The following is a 16,861-nucleotide window of genomic DNA, read 5'->3' as shown; positions in this document are numbered from 1 at the left end:
GGGCGGAAACTAGCACGCGCCCCGGCGGCGGAATGTGCGGGTGACGGCGGTGTGCGGCAGGCTAGCGCAGCAGCAGTTCGAACTTCAGGTCGTAGCGGCTCAGGGCAGGCTGGTCTTGCCGCCGCTGCCCGGGCCGGGGCATCAGCGCCAGGGTGACGCTCTGGGTGCGCTGGCCTGCGGCCGGGGCGGTCAGCCGGGCGATGCGCTCTTGCCCCAGCGCGGCGCTGCCCACCAGGGTCCACCCCTGGGCCTGCAGGGCGGCGACATAGTGCCCGTGGACCCGGGCGGCGTCCAGGGCGCTGTAGACCTTGGCGTAGGCCGTGTATTCGTCTCCGCCGTAGTTCAGGCCGCTTTGCTCGACCTCGGCCCCGGCGGGGGGGCGCAGGGCCGGAAGCCTCACGCCCCGCTGCGCCAGCGTCTGCACCGGGTCCACGAAGCCTCCCCCGCGTGAGGGCGAGTAGAAGTGGTCCTCGCCGCTGTCAGGAGCCTGAAAGTTGGCCGGGCACCCCTGCGGGTTTCCGCCGTCCTGGCGGTCATAGGTCAGGTTGATCTGGCTGCCTGCGCCCGCGCGGGGCGCCGTGACGGCCAGCAGGGTGCCGGGAACGCCCGGCTTGCACTGCGGCGAGAAGGTCTGGACGGCCCCGCTCTCGGGCGCCGACCGGAACACCTCCATCACGTCATTTTGCGGGTACTTGTCCACCCAGCCCGCGCTGCGGAGGGTGCGCGTCACCTGCGCCTGGGCCTGGGCGGGGTCTAGCGTGGAGTGCCACACCACCTGCGTGCGCCCCCACGGCTGCGTGACTGTTCCGATCACCGTCTGCCCGGGCAGCGCGGGCAAAGGAAAGGGCAGGTTTGCCGGGACGCGCCCGGGCAGAAAGCCGGTCGCGTCGCTCACGCCGCCCGCCGCCAGCAGCAGCTGCCGCTCGGCCTCGGTCAGCCGCGCGAAGAGGGGCGCAGGGGGGCTGCCCTGCGCCCCACCCGCTCCGGCCACCGCCGCGAGACCGAGGGTAAGGGTGAGGACGAGGGCCGCCGGACGCCAGGTCGGGGTCATGTCCTCACCGTAGCCTGGTGCCTGGCCCGCCGTACGCGCATGTGCGGCATCCGGGGGCGCCGGGCCAGGCTTTTCCTTCAGCCCGGCGCGGCGCTGCTGGCGGCCTGGGCGTCTTCCAGCGCCTTGTAGGCGCACACGGCCGCCAGCGCCGCGAGCAGGGGAGGCACGCCGCCCAGTCTCAGGGCCACGTCCTTGCCCTCGACCGGGCCGCCGATGCGTCCGCCCAGGCCCTCCGCCCCATTCCGGTGCAGGTCCACGTCCTTGCCCAGCCTCGGCCCCGAGAAGCGCCCGCCGATGTGGTCGCCGCGCCGGGTCAGCGCCAGGTCGTCGCCGTCCACCCGCCCGCCCAGGCGCACGCGGACGCGCTCCGGCGTGACCTCGCCCTGCACGCCAAATCCAGCGAAGGTGCCGCCTATCCGCCCGGCCACGCGGCCACCCTGCCCGGTCAGGTCCAGGCCCTGGAACCTCCCGCCGATGCGCCCGCGCAGCCGCGTGCCGTCCCACTCGGCGTGCAGGTCGTAGCCGAAGGTGAGGCCGCCGATGCGTCCGCTGATCTGTCCACCTATCTGTTCACTGACCCGTCCACTGACCCGTTCACTGGGGGCGCTCATCACCGCTGGATACGTGGGGTGGGGCAGGGGAGTTGCGTGGCTGGCCCGCTGGGGCAGACTGGCCCCATGTTCCGCCCCGCCACCGTCGCCGACGCTCCCACCCTCGCCTTTCACCGTTACCCCGAGGAGGTCGACGCCGCCGAGCGTCCCCCCTACGCCGCCTGGGTCGCGGGCGCGTTGGAACGCGGCGTGTACCTCGGATGGTTGGCCGAGAAGGGGGGAAAGGTGGTCGCCGGAGCGGGGGTCACGCTGCTGGAATGGGGACCCAGCCGGGGGGACCCCCAGCCGTGGCGGGGTCGGGTGGTGAACGTCTGGACCGATCCCGACTTCCGGCGCCGGGGCCTTGCCCGCGAGCTGGTGACCCGGTGTCTGGCAGCGGCCCGTGGGCGCGGCGTCTCGCGCCTCAGCCTGGGCACGACCCCGCAGGCGCGGGCGCTGTACGGGGCGCTGGGGTTCCAGGCCAGCGGGACGGAGATGACCCGGGTGGACCCGGGCTGAGCCTCGCTTCCTGCTGGCCCCCCTCCCGCGTGAAGGCGCCTGCACCGTTCTCCCAGCGGACCCTGGCCCAGCCCGGGTACGGTACACCCATGAACAAAGCGACGCTGGCGCTGGCCGCCCTGACCCTGCTGCCGCTGCTGGCCCTGCCGACCGTTCAGGCCCAGGCCAGCCGGAGCCAACCGAGTCAGGCGCGGGCCGGGGACCTGCCCTGCTCCGGCACGATCGCCGGGCGCACGGTCAACGGGGACGTGACGGTGCCGCGCGGCCTGAGCTGCACGCTGGTCAACGTCCGCGTGAACGGGGACGTGAAGGTCGAACGCGGCGCCAGCCTGACCGTCCGCAACACCCGGATCGACGGCGACATCGACACGGAAGACGGCTTTGCCCGCATCGGCGTGGCGAGCAGCATCGTGAACGGCGACGTTCAGGCCGAGAAGGGCGGCAGCGTCAACGTGGAGGACGTGCGCGTGAACGGCGACATTCAGCTGGAGCAGAACACGGGTGCCCTGCGCGTGACCCGCGTGACCGTGACCGGCGACCTGGAGTGTGAGGGCAACCGCCGCGCGCCCACGGGGGGCCGCAACCAGGTGAATGGCGACCGCGAAGGCCAGTGCCGCAGCCTGTGAGCGGCTGAAGGTTCCGGCCGCGCGGGAAAGGGTGAGGGGAGAGCTGGCCCAGCCGCGCCGCCCGTGCCGGTGGGCGCGCGGTCTGGGGCGCGGCCCCGCGCTATCCTCGCCCGCATGTACAGGGCCGTCATCGGGCTGGAAGTTCACCTGCAACTGAAAACGCGCACGAAACTGTTCAGCGCGTGCCCGGCCGACTACCACGGGGCCGAGCCGAACACCTTCACTGACCCCCTCACCCTGGGCCTGCCCGGCACCCTGCCCACCCTCAACCGCGAGGCGGTGGACCTCGCCCTGATGTTCGGCCTCGCCCTGAACTGCGACGTCTCTGGCCCCACCCAGTTTCACCGCAAGAACTACTTCTACCCCGACGCGCCCAAGAACTTCCAGCTCTCGCAGTACGACCGCCCCATCGCGCGGGACGGCCATCTGGAGGTCGGAGGCGAGCGGGTCCGCATCAAGCGCGCGCACCTCGAAGACGACGCGGGCAAGCTGCTGCACCCGGCCTACGCGCCTTACAGCCTGCTGGACCTCAACCGCGCCGGGTCGCCCCTGATCGAGATGGTCACCGAGGCGGACATCACCGGGGGCGAGCAGGCCCGCGCCTTTCTGGTGGCGGTGCAGGCCATCGCGCAGTCGCTGGGGGTCAGCGACGCCACCCCCGAGGAGGGCAAGATGCGCTGCGACGTGAACCTCAGCCTGCACAAACCCGGCGACCCCTGGGGCACCAAGGTCGAGGTGAAAAACCTCAACTCCTTTCGCAGCGTCGAGCGCGCCATCGCCTACGAAACGGCCCGGCAGACGCGGGTGCTGGAGGCGGGCGGGACCGTCACCCAGGACACCCTGGGCTGGGACGAGGGCGGCGGCAAGACCTTCGTGATGCGGACCAAGGAGGGGGAAGCCGACTACCGCTACTTTCCGGAACCCGACCTGCCGCCCCTCGACATCACGCCTGAGTGGATCGCGCGGGTGCGGGCGCGGATGCCCGAACTGCCCGCCCAGAAGCGGGCGCGCTACCTCGCGGCGGGGCTGCGGGAAAGCGACGCCGAGACCCTCAGTGATGACGTAGGCCTCTCGCGCTTCTACGACGAGGCGCTGGGCACCACGCCCGCTCCCGATGCCCAAAAGCTTGCCAACTGGCTGCTGGGCGATGTAGCGGGGCTGCTCGCCACACGTTCGGCGCCGCTGGAGGCTTCGGCTCTCCAGCCCGCGTACTTCGACGCGCAGGAGTCGGTGCTGGACGGCTTTGCCCTTCAGCCCGCCCACCTCGCCGCGCTGGTCCGCCTGATCGACGAGGGGACCATCAGCGGCAAGATCGCCAAAGATCTCCTCCCCGACGTGCTGGACGGCCACGACCCCGAGCGGCTGGTGCAGGAACGCGGCCTGGGGGTCGTGACAGACACTGGGGCCATCGACGCCGCCATCGACGCGGCGATGCGGGCCGACCCCGCCACCGTCGAGAAGGTCCGCGCCGGCAACGCCAAAGCCCTGAACGCCCTGTTCGGCCCGGTGATGAAGGCCACCGCTGGCCGCGCCAGCCCCGAGGTCGTCCGCGAGCGGCTGCGGGCGAAACTGGAGCTGTGAGGCGGCAAGCTGCTGGAGGCGGCCTGTGACCCCCGCCCGCTGGCGCCAGGCGGCCCTGAGCGCGCTGGCCTTGCAGGTCGTGGGCCTGCTGGGAGTCATGGCCTACGGCCTGTGGCGCGGCGGGCTGTCGCAGGGGGCCTGGTTCTCGGCGGTCGAGGCGGGGCTGGCCGCGCTGGTGCTGGCGTGGTGGACCCTGCTGCTGGGGCGCGTCACGGCCGGGCGGGCGGTGCCTCCCGGCGACGGGACCTTGCGGGCGCTGCGCTTCGCGTTTCCGTGGCTCACCTCCTGGCGGCTGGTGCTGTGGTTCCTGACCCTGCTGTTCGTGCTGAGCGGCGGCGCGCCTGACGCCAACCGGGTCGCCCTGACCGCCCTGCTGACCGTGTGGCCTGCGGGCGTGCTGGCGGGCAACGCGGTGTACGGCAGCCTGGCTCGCCTCGCGCCGAACCCCGCCGATCTGGCGGGGCGCAAGCGGCTGGCCGACTGGCTCAACCTCGCCGCCGCCCTCAGCCTGGGCATGGCGGTGTTCAACCTGGTGCCCATCGCGGGCTTCAGCACCCCGCCCACCCCCACCGACCAGCTCGTCTACGGCGTCAGCGGGGCGCTGGACGTGGCCGCCACCCTGCTGGCGCTGCGCGCGGTGCGGGCGGCGCCGCTGGAGCAGGGCTAGGGCAGGGCCAGGGCGGGCGGCGCGCGGCCCCTCAGTACTCCACCCTCACCACGCTCTCCTGCCACGCGCGGAAGGCGGCGAGCGCCTCGGCCCGGCCCTCCTGCGCGGTGGGCAGCTGGCGCTCGTGCTGGGGCCGGGCGAGTTCCTGGTAGATGAACTGGTCGGAAAAGCCGATGGCGTCGGCGTCGGCCTGGGTGCAGGCGTAGTGCAGCGCCGAGAGCCGCGCCCAGTAGATCGCGCCCAGGCACATCGGGCACGGTTCGCAGCTGGTGTAGATCTCGCAGCTCGACAGGTCGAAGGTGCCCAGCGCCTGCGCGGCGGCGCGGATGGCCTCGACCTCGGCGTGGGCGGTGGGGTCTACGTGCTGGGTCACGCGGTTCACGCCAGTGGCGATCACCTCGCCGCCGCGCACGATCACCGCGCCGAAGGGGCCGCCCTGGCCCTGGAGGACATTGTCCAGCGCCAGCCGCGCGGCCTCCCGCATGGGGGGCGAGGCGGGCACGGCGCCGGGCTGGTCGGGATCGAAGGAAACGGAGTCGGGGGGGGTCATGGGGGCACCTCTCCACGCAGCCCGCCGAAAGGGAGGGGGGCGGGCCGCGCATGGTTGGTGTCTGCCAGGCCACCCTGGTTATCCATGCAGAACAGGGCGGCAAGACCCAGGGTACGGTGCGGCGCCAGCGCCCACAAGCGGGGCAGGGCGAGTGGAGCCGGGACCCCTGGGGGGGAGCACGCGCGCCGCCCACCGGGAACGGTATGCTGGGCAGCGCTCATGACTGACCGCACTCTTCCGGTGTCTTCGGGTCTCGTGTCGCTGGGCGACCTGGCCTGGGACGTGCTCGCCAAACCCGACACCCTGCTGCTGGCGGGCGGCGACACCACCGGCCGCCTGGAACTCCTGGGCGGCGGCTCGGCGGCGAACTTGGCCGTCTGGGCGCAGCGGGCCGGGTATCCGGCGACCTTTGTCGGCAAGGTGGGCCGCGACCGCTTCGGGGACCTGGCGACCTACGAGCTGCGGGCCGAGGGCGTAGTCGCCGAGGTGATCCTCAGCCCCGAGCACCCGACCGGCGTGATTCTGGCCTTGATCGACCGCCGGGGGCAGCGCGCCATGCTGACCGGCCAGGGCGCCGACTGGGAGCTGCTCCCGGAGGAACTGCCCGTGGGGGTGCTGCGCGGCGCGAGGCACCTGCACCTGACCGCCTGGAGCCTCTTTCGTGATCCGCCGCGCGCCGCCGCGTTGACCGCCGCGCGCCTCGCCAAGGAGGCCGGGGCCACCCTCAGCCTCGACCCCGGGAGTTTTCAGATGATTCAGCAGCTTGGCCGGGGCACCTTCCTCCAGATCGTGGACGACGTGCCCTTTGACGTGATCTTTCCCAACGCCGATGAGGCCCGCGCCATGAGCGGCGAGTCGGACCCCGGCCGGGCGCTGACCTGGCTGCGGGAGCGCTTCCCCCACGCCCTGGTCGTGCTGAAGATGGACGAGGAGGGCGCCCTGCTCGAAGGCCCTGGCCAGCCGCGCGTGCATGTCGAGGCGACCCGCGACCCCCTGATCGACGCGACCGGGGCCGGGGACGCCTTCGGGGGCGCTTTCCTGGCCGGCTGGCTGCAAGGCGGGGACGCGGTGCGTTCGGCCCGGCTGGCGGTGCAGGTGGGGGGCTGGGTGGTGGCGCGCTTCGGGGCGCGCCCCCCCGCCGACGCCGAGCTGCGTGCCCGGCTGGCCCCCTTTCTGCCGCAGGAGGTGCGCGCGTGACCCGGCTGGGGCGGCGCGGCCCGCCGCTGTGGCTGTGGCTGCTGCTGGGCCTGTTCGTGTTGCTGCTGCTCGCGGCGGCGGGCGCGTTCTGGTACCTGCGCGGCCTGACCCAGCCTGCCGGGGGCGGCCCCTATACGCTGGAGGTCAAACCCGGCGACAGCCTGCCCGCCGTGGCCCGCACGCTGGAGGAACAGGGCATCGTGAGAAACGCCGACGCTCTGCGCTTCGTGATGCGGCAAAACGGCACGGCGGGCAGCCTCAAGGAAGGGCTGTACGACCTTCAGGGCAGCCTGAACGTCTACCAGGTCGCCGAGAAACTGGCGGGTCCGGCGCGCATCCCGGTGGTCAACGTGACCGTGCCCGAGGGGCGGCGCCTCCGGGACCTGCCGCCCATCTTCGCGAAGGCGGGTTTTGACGCGGCGGGCATCCGCTCGGCCCTGAACGACCCCAGCCTCAGCGAGTACGCGCGCGGCAAACAAAAGAACCTCGAAGGGTTCGTCTTTCCCGCCACCTACGAGTTCCGGCCCCAGGAGACGCCCGCCAGGATCGTCGCCTCGATGGTCGAGCGCATGGAGCAGGAATTCACGCCCGCCAACATCGCCAAGGCCAAGGGGCTGGGCCTCTCGGTGCGCGACTGGGTGATTCTCGCCAGCATGGTGCAGGCGGAAGCCGCCAACGACGCCGAGATGCCGGTGATCGCCGGGGTGTTTCTCAACCGGCTGCGAGACGGGATCAACCTGGGCAGCGACCCCACCGTCGCCTACGGCCTGGGCAAGGACCTGCCCGAACTCGACCGCTCGGCCGGGGACTTTACCAAGGACACGCCCTACTCGACCTACACCCGCCCGGGCCTGCCCGCCGGACCCATCAACAACCCCGGTCAGGCCGCGCTGCTGAGCGTGCTGGCCCCCGAGCGCAAGCTGGCCGACGGCCGTGACGCCCTGTACTTCCTGCACGGGCTGGACGGCAAGATCTACGTGAACCACGACTACCCGGCACACCTGCGCGACATCGCCCGCTACCGCTGAGGCGCCCCCCGCCCACCGCCTACCGCCTACCGTCGGCCCCGGTTCCCGCGCTGCGTGGGGGCCGGGGCCGACCCCCGGTGGGCGGGGCTGCCCAAGCGGGACCGGAGCGCCGCAGTAAACTGTGTGCCAGGATGCTCTCTCGCGACTTTCTGGAACGCCGCAACGCGCTGTGGGCGCGGCTGCGAGCGCTGGCGCCCGGTACCCCGGAGTTTGAGGCGACCCTGGGGGACCTCGCCGCCCTGACCGGCTGGAGCCGGGAGCGGGTGCTGGCGGGCCTGGGCCTGTCCGGGGCGGGGGCGGCCCGGCCCCCCGAGCCGGAGCGGCCATGAGCGCCGGAGGCAGCGAGGTCGTTCCCTTCGACCTGACGCGGATGTTTCTGGGGGACACGTCCCCGCTTTTCTTGCTGGAGATCGCCGTGCGCACCGGGCTGATGTTCCTGTGGCTGGTCTTGCTGCTGCGCATTACCGGCAAGCGGGGGCTGGCGCAGCTCAGTCCGCTGGAACTCGCCATCGTGATCGGGCTGGGGTCGGCGGCGGGGGACCCGATGTTCTACCCCGAGGTGCCGCTGATCCACGCGGGGCTGGTCCTCGCGCTGGTGGTGGCCTTTCAGCGCCTGCTCTCGCATCTGGTCATCCGCAGCGAGGGCGTCGAGACCTTTATCGAGGGCGTGCCGGTCGAACTTGTGCGCGGCGGGGTGATCGCCACCCGGGCGCTGGCCGACGCCAACCTCAGCCGCGAGGACCTCTTTGAGCGCCTGCGCGCCCAGGGCGTGCGGCAGCTCGGGCAGGTGCAGCGGGTGTACTTCGAGCAAGACGGCGTCCTGAGCGTCTTTCTGCACGGCCAGGATGCTCCGGCGGGCCTGCCCATCGTGCCGCCCTGGGACCTGGAACTGCCGCCCACCGCCCGGGCGGGCACCCTCCACGGCGGCGAACTCGCCTGCCTCTCCTGCGGCACCATCCAGCGGCCCGGCGGCCCGCTGCCCTCCTGCCCGCACTGCGGCGCGGCCAGCTGGACCCCCGCCACCACCGATCCCCTGGGCGTACGGGGTGAAGGCGGGGCAGAGGCGCCCGGAGCTGCGGCAGAACAGGGCGCCCGCGAGACGCCCGCCTGAGCCGGAGACCCCCTGAGGTGCCCAGGTGCCCGGGAGAGTCAGGCCGCCTTCAGCCCTCGGTGGAGGCGCCGGGGCGGGTGGTCCACTCGGGGGGGGCCGGCTCGATGGCCTCGGCGGGGGCCTTGCCCGCCTCCAGGCCGCTGGACCGCACCGTCTGGAGGGGCGTCAGGACCATGCCGTCCTCGCACTCGATCTGGCAGGAGAGCCGCGCCTGGCCCAGCAGCCCCTTCTCGGTCAGCTTGTCGTACTCGGCCACTGTCATCGCGTCCGGCTCGCCCTCCGAAAAGCTGACCCGGCAGGTCGTGCAGCGGGCCACCCCGCCGCAGCGGTGCAGGATATCCACCCCGCCGCGCTCCAGCGCCAGGACCAGCCGCTCGCCCTCCCGCGCCTCGATGATGCCGTGGCCCTCCACCGTGAGTGTCGCCGTGCCGGATGCCGCCATTCCCTGGGTCATGGGTCCGAGGATGGCACGAAATCCGGCCCGGCCTGATCCGACAAGAACTTCAGCAGCAGGTTGTTGACCCGCACCGGCTCGTCGCGCATGACCCAGTGGCTCGCGCCGGGAAAGCGCACCACCTGCACGCCCGGCACCCAGCGCTCCAGGCCGCCCGCCAGCTCGGGCAGCAGCGCCACGTCGCGCTCGCCCCACAGGACCAGGGTGGGCACCCGGATGGGCGGGGGCGTTCCGGCTCCGGTCGGTGCCTCCGGTCCCCGCCGCCCACGGGGGCGCAGCATCGCCCGGTAGTAGTTGATCATCGCGGTCGCGGCGCCGGGCCGTGCCCAGGCTTCCTGGTACCGTCGCCGCTCCTCCTCGGTGTAGGCGCGCGGGTTGGTGCCGCGCAGTGCCCAGCGCCCGAAGCTGGGCAGCAGGCGCTCGGGCAGCCACGGCAGCTGAAAGAAGAAGATGTACCACGACCGCCGCCACTGGGCGGGTTTGCGGGCCACCCGGCGAAAGGCGGCGGGGTGCGGGGCGTTGAGAATGACCAGCCGCTCGACCACTTCCGGCTGCCGCAGCGCCAGCGCCCAGGCGACGATGCCGCCCCAGTCGTGCCCGACGACCCGCGCGCGGGCGTGTCCCAGGGCACGGATCAGCGCCGCCACGTCCTCTTGCAGGGCGCCGACCCGGTAGGCGTCCACCCCCGGCGGCTTCTCGCTGAGGTTGTAGCCGCGCAGGTCGGGAGCCACCACCCGGAATCCGGCGCGGGCCAGCGGCCCGAGCTGCCGCTCCCAGGCCCGCCAGAACTCCGGAAAGCCGTGCAGCAGGAGCACCAGGGGGCCATCTTCCGGCCCCGCCTCGACGAGGTGCAGCCGCACGCCGTTCACGACGAGTTGCCGCTCGCGCAGGAGAAGGTCCGGGGTGAGAGCCAGCGCCTCGTCGTTCATGAGGCAGTGTCGCTGCACGCCGGGGGCGAGGCGGTGCGAGCGGACTCAAGTGCCCTTTACTCCCGGTCCTCCCCGGCCCCCGGTTATGCGGTGCCCTTGCGGAAATGTTTCAGCCCTGGCCCGCGTTCGGCCAGCGCCCGGGCGAAAGCCTGGGCGTCGTTGGGGGGCCGGGCCTGGGCACCCTCGGCGCCGCGCTTGCCGGGCACACTTTTGCCCGGCGCCGCTCCCCCGAATCGCCGCGCCCGGAACATGCCCGGATGCTCCTCGAACACGGCCGTCACGTGGTCCGGCAGCGAGGCGAGGTGGGCCGCGAAGTGCCGCTCCTGCGCCAGGGCCGCGTGCGCCGCGCCCTCACCCAGCTCGGTCAGCAGGCGGTCGATCAGCGCGAAGACGCGGGCCGCATAAGCCTCGACCTCCGTGCGGCGGGGCAGGGCGCCGCGGTGAATGACCCGGTTGCGAAAGTCCGCGCCCAGGGCCTGCGGGGTCAGGAAGTCGGGCGCGCGGCCCTCGCGCAGCAGGTAGGCCAGGGCGAACATGCCCAGTTGCCGCTCGGACTGGCTGGCGACCGGGCGCCAGGTGCCCTCCAGCGCAGCCAGCGCCTCGCCGAAGTCGCGCTCGGCCCCGGCGGCCCGCTCCAGCGCGTAGGCCCACACGTAGAACTCGAAGAAGCGCTCCAGCGCCGCTGCAAAGGACGCCACCGCCTCGCGCGCGTAGCCGTCGAGCAGTGCCCGGGTGCCCAGATCGAACAGCACCTCGAACTTGTGCTTGCGCACCAGCACGCAAAAGGCGGCCCCGCAGTGCGGGCAGGTCAGGTCATGGACCGCGCTGTCCGCGAATTCCACGCGCACCTCACGCGCGCAGGCGGGGCAGAGGGTCGGAAAGAGCATGGGGGGAGTGTAGGCGCAGGCTGGACCCGGAATTACGGCACGTTGCGGGCCTGCACGGTGAGGGTGTAAGGGGTGGCCGGGGTGAGCTGGGTCTGGCCGCGGACCTGCTGCTTGGTCTGGAAGGCGAGTGTCACGGATTTGGTCGTGGCGTCGTAGGCGAAAGGTGCCACGCCACTGCCCAGTTCGTCGGCGGGCGTGAGGTAGTCAGCGACGAGGTAGGTCCCGAAACTGCTCAGGGTGCTCGCAGACGCGAGATTGCGCATCGCTGCGCAGGGTGCCGACGTGTCCGTCTCGAAGGTGGCTGTGGCCGCCGGGACACAATTGCTGGGAGAGCTGCCCGAGTTTTCCGAGCGGTATTCCCTCAGAACCGCAACATTGCTCTCTGCCCAGGTGTCTGCACTCTTGTCGTCTGCATTGACCAAAGAACGTGGGTCGATTCGGTAGACGTACAGGTTGTACCTCGTGATGACTCCGGAAGCTGTGTTTTCCGGCAAGACCACGGCGAGGCAAGGGCGGTCGGCTGAGCAAGCCGTTCCATTGACAGTCAGCCCACTGGTGGCCACCCTGACCCGCAGCGCCGACCGCACCCGGTCCCCCACGTATCCCGTCACGTCCGTCAGGTCGCTCAGCCGCTGAGACGTGGCGTTGGTGCGCGTCGAGATGTTGAGGGTCGAAACCTGCCAGTTGGTGATCATCGCGAAGACGATGCCGATCAGGGCCATCGCGACCAGCAGTTCTACCAGGGTCAGCCCGGACTGGGTGTGCTGGCGTTTCATAAGGGTCTTCCGAAATCCAGCGTGAACGTCTGGGTAGGCTGGCTGGTATGGGTGCAGCGCAGCGTGAGACGTTTGATGATGACGACCCCAGCGGGCGTCGTTTGGACGTTTGCCACTTCGCGCTCGCAGGTGTAATTGTTGACGCTCGTTCCAGACGGCGCAGCAGCCAGAGAGGTGGTCGTCGCCGCGTCGAAAGTGGTGGGCGTCAAGAAGCTAGGGCGCGCACTCTCCAGATACTGCTTGGCCCCGATGGTCACGGCCTGATCCGCCCGTGTCTGGCTGTTCAATTTGAAGATGGTCGGGAACATCGCCAGTACAGTCACCGAGACCACGGCGAACATGGCGATGGCGACCAGCACCTCGATCAGGGTCAGGCCCCGTTCGGCTTGCATCCTCACTTGACGACCACCTTGCCCATGATGCTGGTAATCCGCACGGTGCGCCGGATGTCCGTGTTGTTGGCCCAGCGCACCGTGTAGGTGTTTGGAGAGGAGTCGGTGGTGGAATAGGGAGGGGTGAATTCGACGGGGTCGGAGGTGGTGACCGGATTGCCTGCCGGGTCGGAGGGAAAGAGCTGGGTTCCAGCAGGCACGGTGTACGTCCGGGTGCTCAAAAGCGTGGTCGTGGTCGTCGGACACGACGAGCCGCTGTACTGCTTGACTTGATACTGGGTGTTGGTTGTGGCGGTGGAAACCAGGGAAATCTGCCAGCACGCATTCGCCCGTTTCGCCCCCGTACGCGCGGTGTTGACCGCCTGCGCGAACTGCTGGGCGCCCTCCATCACGGCGGAGCTGGCGCGCCAGCGGGTGTAGTTCACCATTCCGATGGCCGCCAGAATGCCGATGATGGCGATCACGATCAAAAGTTCGATCAGGGTAAAGCCGCGGGCGTTCAACGCTGCCTCCAGGTGCCCTGAACGGTACTGAAGGTAGGAGGGGTGAGCAGCGAACCCGCTTCGAGCAGGGCACCCCGGTCGTAAGCGATTTTACCGTCGCCCTGACCAGTCCCCGCGACCTGGGTATCGCAGGAGTTGCCTGGCCCACTCCCGCTGCCCGTGCTGCTGCCCGGCATGGGAACGCATTCGGTTCCGTACACGATCTCGGTGGCTCCCTCCGCAATGACGGCTCCGCTGATTTTGGAGTTCCCCTGCTGGTCATAGTCGCCCATCACGTAAATGGCCCCTCGAAACCCCGCGTCACAGGTGCCGTTGACCGTCAGGTTTCCCTTGACGATCAGGATGCCGCTGCCGCAGAGGGACTGGTTGCCACTCAAGCCCAGAGTGCCGTTGAAAAAGACGATCTTGTCCGGCGTGACGGTTCCGTTGAAGGTAGTCACCGGAGTCACCCAGGGCTGGGGATCTTCGGCGGTGAGGTTGACGTTGTACGGCGCTACATTGAGCATCTCGCGCTTGGTCTGCCCAAAGGTGTGGGTAAACAGATCGTTCGCCTCTGTGTCGGCGGCAGGGTTGAAGGGATTCATGTCCTTGAGCCGCAGATCGTTGGTGTTGGCGCCGTCGGGCATGGCAGCCGTGTCGCCGTCCACGGTATACCCGGAGGACACGCTCTTGACATCCCGGCGGATGACGCTGCCCTCTTGCTGGGTCACCGTGCCGCTGGGGGCGCTGTCCCAAAGGACTTCGATCGTTTTGTTGACATTGTCGACGACCCTGACGGTCCCTTTCATCGTCCCGATCTGGATTACTGAACCCTTGACGAAAAACGTAGGGTCAGAAACCTGAATGACGGTCTGCACCCCACTCTGCTGGGTAAAGGGCGCCGTGACAGCCGAGTCGATGCGCTTGATGGATACGGCATTCGTGATGACGTTGACGCTCGGTTGGATGAGGGGCTGCAAGGTAACCTGGGTTCCCTGATTCTGCGTCCCCATGACTTTGTAACTGGTCCCGCCAATATCGACATAGTCATTGGCGGCCAGCAGCAGTCGGTTGCCCAGGGTTCTCGTGACGTTGAGGGGAAAGGTGGGCGTGGTGGCGGTCGTATTCACGGTCAGGCTGCCAGGAGGAGGCACATTGGTCCTGGCGACTGGGGTGACGCCTGTGTTGTTGGCATCTGCCAGACGTTCGCCTTCAACCCGGGCACCTCCCTTGAGGTCCACGTTGGGGTAAGACACCAGCGGAGCGTCGGCACGGATGTTGTAGCCCGGGGCGTAGTCAGCCTGATAGTTCTGAAGGACGACCTTCTTGGAGAGGCCGGGCGCTCCGGTGGCGACCAGGACCAGTGAATCTGCGCCAACAGTGGTATCGAAGGCCAGGGACGTGCTTTGATCCGCGCCTGTGCTGTAGCTGTTCAGGCCATACCGGAGCAGCCAGGCATTGAAGCGGGCCGCACCCACGTTGCCCCGCAACCTCTGGTTGAGGGGGAGGCTCTCCATCTTGGTCCTGAACCTCACCTCGAACGTGTTCAGCCCGCTCTCCGCCGCCAGCAGCGCCTGATACGCTGCCCGCTCATTCACGCCGCCGCCGCGCGCGCCCACGGCCAGGGTGGCGGTGGTGCTCACCACGATGGTCAGGACGACCGCCGTGAACAGCAAGACGACCACCAGGGCGATGCCCTCTTCCCGGCGGGGCGCCGACGTTCGGGCGGAATCGGGGTTCATGAGGGCAGTGTAGGCAGCCGCTGGGGGCGTCGAAACACCCAAGTGGGGGCCTGTCCCCCAGGCGGGTGTGCCCCCAGGTCAGCCCCGGTTTCTCCTCTGGTCAGGGCAATTTCTGCCCCGGCGGCGCGATCACGTAGCTCAGGCCGCCGCTGTGGCCCAGCCACTGCCGCTCGAAGGCCGCGCGCGGGTAGCTGCGGCGCACGCCCGCGTCGGTGGGGGCCGCCGGGTCGTTCAGGACCGGGTTGCCGGACGCGTCGAAGCCGACCAGGACCATCAGGTGCCCGTCGCTGTAGGTCAGCGGCGCGCCGGGCAGTTCGCCCTTCTTCCAGCCCAGGCTGACCGCCAGCGGCACGCCCGCCGCCGTGTAACGCTCGGCCGCCGCGAGGCTGGGCAGCCGCGTGACGAAGGCGCGCATCCCCAGCCCCCCCGCGTAGGCCGCGTTAAAAGACCAGTTGCCGGTGCCCTGGTAGGCCCGGTCGAAGGTGCCGCCCGCCGCCTGCGGGACCGTCACGTTCACCCCGTGCCGCGCCAGGATCATCGAGACGCTCGTGGGGCTGCACCAGACCTCGCCGCCGCCTTCGTACAGCATCTGCGAGCGCTGCGGCACGTCGATGACCTTGCCCCAGAGGCTGCGGTTTCCGGGTTGCCCCAGTCCCGCCGTGCGCCGGGCGCGGTCGGCGGTGTTGAAGGCCAGCAGCCGCACGCCCGTGCCGGTTCCGCGCAGGGTCACGCGGTACTGGTACCCGGTCGCGCGGGCGGTCAGGCGCAGGGTGTCGGTCAGAACCTGCCCGGCCGGGTCCTTCTGGCCGTTCAGGCTGGCGCGCCCCTCGCCACTGCTCCAGGTCCCGAAGGAAAACCAGCGGCTCCAGGCGGCCCCGGTCTGGGCGCGGACCTCGACCGTCACGCTGCCCGCGCCGGGCGTCACTGCGTTCCAGGAGGGCACCAGTTCGTCGAAGGCGGGGACCTTCAGCGCCTGGCCCGTGACACTGCCCGAGGCCGCGCCGGGGGCCAGGGTCAGGGTGTCGCCGCGCAGCTGCACGCCCCGCAACTCGGCGCCGGCCCAGTCGCCCGCGCGTTCGTGAATCACGGTGGTCGAGTTCGGATGGGTCATGGTCAGGGCCTCCGCGCCGCCCGCGAGGAGCAGCGCCGTGAGCAGAGCGGCACGCATGGGGGGAATTGTGACGGGTGCCGGGGTGGGGGCGGGTGAGAGGGGAGGGAGGCAGGGGCCGGTCGGCCCGCGCTTCCTAACCCCCCTGCATGTACAGGAAGGCCTCGGGCAGCGCGTCCCGCCAGGTGACCCAGTTGTGGCCGCTGGGGTACTCGCGGTACTGGTGCTCCACCCCGCCGTCGGCCAGGGCGGCGGCCAGGCGGCGGTTCGGAGCGGTGAGCCATTCCAGCGTGCCGGTGTCGAGGCTGACGCGCAGGTGGCGGGGCGGCGCCTGCTCCAGCCGCTTCCGCAGCCACTCGCCCGCCGTGGTGGTGTCGATGGAGCCGTCCGGGTCCCGTGCATCCGGCCGGGCGATAAAGGCCCCCGAGTGGCTGACCACCCGGCGGAACAGCTCCGGGTGCGCGCTTCCCAGGTGCAGCGAGATCAGGCCGCCCAGCGAGGCGCCCCACAGCCCGCGCTCGGAGACGGTCGCCAGCGGCCCCTCGACCTGCCCGAAGACCTCTCCCCGCAGAAAGTCGAGGTAGCGGTCATTGAGGTAATACTCGGCGCTGCGGTCGCCGGGTTCCACGAAGACGAGCACGGCGCCCCGCGCGAGTCCAGCTTCCACCGCCCGGTCCATCACCTCGCCCAGCCGCCCGGTGCGGTAAAAGGCGACCCCATCTTGCACGTAGTACACGGGGGTGGGCCGCGCCGGGTCGTGGCCGTGCGGCGTGTACACGATGGCGCGGCGGGTGCCCGGAAAGACGCCGCCCGCCCAGGTCAGGCGGTGGGCGGTGCCCTTTTGGATGGCGTCGGGCCGCTCCCAGAGGGGATGGCGGATGTAGTCGCCCACCGCCACCGCGCGGGGATAGGGCCACCAGGGATTGAGCGACTTCTGGGGGTTGTCGGGGTCGGCGAAGGCCTCGCCCGCCGCGTCCAGCCAGGCGTACTCGACCCAGGCGCCGCGCGGCAAGGTCAGCGTCAGCGGTTGCCCGGGGGTCACGGCCAGCGGGGGTTTCTTCCGCCAGTCGGTAAAGTCCCCGACGAGCGCCGCAGCACCCGCCGGGGGAATGAAGGTGACCTGCTGCCCCTGTACCGATACGGCCATGCGGGCGATTCTACGGGCCGGGAA

The 16,861-nt window shown here is 70.7% G+C and carries 20 protein-coding genes; 8 read left to right on the top strand and 12 right to left on the bottom strand.

The features are described 5' to 3' along the window. Positions 1 to 61 precede the first annotated feature (61 nt). The gene (locus HNQ09_RS06315; protein ID WP_184026862.1) at positions 62 to 1,051 is read right to left on the bottom strand and encodes a hypothetical protein; all 990 of its coding nucleotides are present in this window, start codon (positions 1,049 to 1,051) and stop codon (positions 62 to 64) included. 77 nt (positions 1,052 to 1,128) lie between these two features. Then, complete coding sequence (locus tag HNQ09_RS06310; protein ID WP_184026860.1) at positions 1,129 to 1,662, bottom strand: hypothetical protein; 534 nt, start codon at positions 1,660 to 1,662, stop codon at positions 1,129 to 1,131. 66 nt (positions 1,663 to 1,728) lie between these two features. Between HNQ09_RS06310 and HNQ09_RS06305 the strand changes: the two genes are divergently transcribed. The 4 genes from HNQ09_RS06305 (at position 1,729) to HNQ09_RS06290 (ending at position 5,034) form a co-directional block, all read left to right on the top strand. Then, on the top strand, positions 1,729 to 2,160 hold the full coding sequence (locus HNQ09_RS06305; protein WP_184026858.1) for a GNAT family N-acetyltransferase: 432 nt from the start codon (positions 1,729 to 1,731) through the stop codon (positions 2,158 to 2,160). 89 nt (positions 2,161 to 2,249) lie between these two features. Beyond that, complete coding sequence (locus tag HNQ09_RS06300; protein WP_184026856.1) at positions 2,250 to 2,786, top strand: DUF4097 family beta strand repeat-containing protein; 537 nt, start codon at positions 2,250 to 2,252, stop codon at positions 2,784 to 2,786. Between the two features lie 114 nt (positions 2,787 to 2,900). Further along, positions 2,901 to 4,367: an Asp-tRNA(Asn)/Glu-tRNA(Gln) amidotransferase subunit GatB gene (gatB, locus tag HNQ09_RS06295; RefSeq protein ID WP_184026854.1), complete on the top strand. Its 1,467-nt coding sequence runs from the start codon at positions 2,901 to 2,903 to the stop codon at positions 4,365 to 4,367. Between the two features lie 25 nt (positions 4,368 to 4,392). Continuing rightward, the gene (locus HNQ09_RS06290; protein WP_343057631.1) at positions 4,393 to 5,034 is read left to right on the top strand and encodes a hypothetical protein; all 642 of its coding nucleotides are present in this window, start codon (positions 4,393 to 4,395) and stop codon (positions 5,032 to 5,034) included. Between the two features lie 31 nt (positions 5,035 to 5,065). On the opposite strand, the gene HNQ09_RS06285 is transcribed toward HNQ09_RS06290, so the two are convergent. After that, positions 5,066 to 5,584 (bottom strand): nucleoside deaminase, encoded by a 519-nt coding sequence (locus tag HNQ09_RS06285; RefSeq protein WP_246363170.1) that lies wholly within the window; start codon positions 5,582 to 5,584, stop codon positions 5,066 to 5,068. A 219-nt stretch (positions 5,585 to 5,803) separates the two neighbouring features. On the opposite strand from HNQ09_RS06285, the gene HNQ09_RS06280 reads away from it, so the two are divergent. The 4 genes from HNQ09_RS06280 to HNQ09_RS06265 all read left to right on the top strand — a co-directional run bounded on the left by HNQ09_RS06280 (position 5,804) and on the right by HNQ09_RS06265 (position 8,920). Then, the gene (locus HNQ09_RS06280; protein WP_184026852.1) at positions 5,804 to 6,781 is read left to right on the top strand and encodes a carbohydrate kinase family protein; all 978 of its coding nucleotides are present in this window, start codon (positions 5,804 to 5,806) and stop codon (positions 6,779 to 6,781) included. Continuing rightward, entirely contained in the window at positions 6,778 to 7,809 is a 1,032-nt protein-coding gene (mltG, locus tag HNQ09_RS06275) for an endolytic transglycosylase MltG (protein WP_184026850.1), read from the top strand. The genes HNQ09_RS06280 and mltG overlap by 4 nt, the downstream gene beginning before the upstream one ends. A 131-nt stretch (positions 7,810 to 7,940) precedes the next feature. Continuing rightward, positions 7,941 to 8,138 carry a hypothetical protein gene (locus HNQ09_RS06270; protein ID WP_184026848.1) on the top strand — a complete coding sequence of 66 codons (198 nt, stop codon included), beginning with the start codon at positions 7,941 to 7,943 and terminating at the stop codon, positions 8,136 to 8,138. Then, positions 8,135 to 8,920 (top strand): YetF domain-containing protein, encoded by a 786-nt coding sequence (locus HNQ09_RS06265; RefSeq protein WP_184026846.1) that lies wholly within the window; start codon positions 8,135 to 8,137, stop codon positions 8,918 to 8,920. Before HNQ09_RS06270 ends, HNQ09_RS06265 begins: the two co-directional genes overlap by 4 nt. A gap of 49 nt (positions 8,921 to 8,969) precedes the next feature. On the opposite strand, the gene HNQ09_RS06260 is transcribed toward HNQ09_RS06265, so the two are convergent. The 9 genes from HNQ09_RS06260 to HNQ09_RS06220 all read right to left on the bottom strand — a co-directional run bounded on the left by HNQ09_RS06260 (position 8,970) and on the right by HNQ09_RS06220 (position 16,837). After that, entirely contained in the window at positions 8,970 to 9,374 is a 405-nt protein-coding gene (locus HNQ09_RS06260) for a 2Fe-2S iron-sulfur cluster-binding protein (protein WP_184026843.1), read from the bottom strand. Next, positions 9,371 to 10,303, bottom strand: coding sequence for an alpha/beta fold hydrolase (locus tag HNQ09_RS06255; RefSeq protein WP_184026840.1), 933 nt, complete (start codon positions 10,301 to 10,303; stop codon positions 9,371 to 9,373). The genes HNQ09_RS06260 and HNQ09_RS06255 overlap by 4 nt, the downstream gene beginning before the upstream one ends. Positions 10,304 to 10,386: 83 nt before the next feature. Next, positions 10,387 to 11,190, bottom strand: coding sequence for a hypothetical protein (locus HNQ09_RS06250; RefSeq protein WP_184026839.1), 804 nt, complete (start codon positions 11,188 to 11,190; stop codon positions 10,387 to 10,389). 32 nt (positions 11,191 to 11,222) lie between these two features. Beyond that, on the bottom strand, positions 11,223 to 11,966 hold the full coding sequence (locus HNQ09_RS06245) for a PulJ/GspJ family protein (RefSeq protein WP_184026836.1): 744 nt from the start codon (positions 11,964 to 11,966) through the stop codon (positions 11,223 to 11,225). Then, positions 11,963 to 12,358: a PulJ/GspJ family protein gene (locus HNQ09_RS06240; protein WP_184026834.1), complete on the bottom strand. Its 396-nt coding sequence runs from the start codon at positions 12,356 to 12,358 to the stop codon at positions 11,963 to 11,965. The genes HNQ09_RS06245 and HNQ09_RS06240 overlap by 4 nt, the downstream gene beginning before the upstream one ends. A 2-nt stretch (positions 12,359 to 12,360) precedes the next feature. After that, positions 12,361 to 12,861 (bottom strand): prepilin-type N-terminal cleavage/methylation domain-containing protein, encoded by a 501-nt coding sequence (locus HNQ09_RS19110; protein WP_281378283.1) that lies wholly within the window; start codon positions 12,859 to 12,861, stop codon positions 12,361 to 12,363. Further along, on the bottom strand, positions 12,858 to 14,582 hold the full coding sequence (locus tag HNQ09_RS06230) for a pilus assembly PilX N-terminal domain-containing protein (protein ID WP_184026832.1): 1,725 nt from the start codon (positions 14,580 to 14,582) through the stop codon (positions 12,858 to 12,860). The genes HNQ09_RS19110 and HNQ09_RS06230 overlap by 4 nt, the downstream gene beginning before the upstream one ends. Before the next feature lie 100 nt (positions 14,583 to 14,682). Beyond that, a complete protein-coding gene (locus HNQ09_RS06225; RefSeq protein WP_184026830.1) occupies positions 14,683 to 15,750 on the bottom strand; it encodes a peptidase C39 family protein in 1,068 nt (355 codons plus the stop codon). 76 nt (positions 15,751 to 15,826) lie between these two features. After that, positions 15,827 to 16,837: an alpha/beta hydrolase gene (locus tag HNQ09_RS06220; RefSeq protein ID WP_184026828.1), complete on the bottom strand. Its 1,011-nt coding sequence runs from the start codon at positions 16,835 to 16,837 to the stop codon at positions 15,827 to 15,829. Positions 16,838 to 16,861 lie beyond the last annotated feature (24 nt).

The organism is Deinococcus budaensis, assembly GCF_014201885.1.
GTDB lineage: Bacteria > Deinococcota > Deinococci > Deinococcales > Deinococcaceae > Deinococcus > Deinococcus budaensis.
Note: the sequence above shows the minus strand (reverse complement) of the source record. Positions and strands in the feature narration are given on the sequence as shown.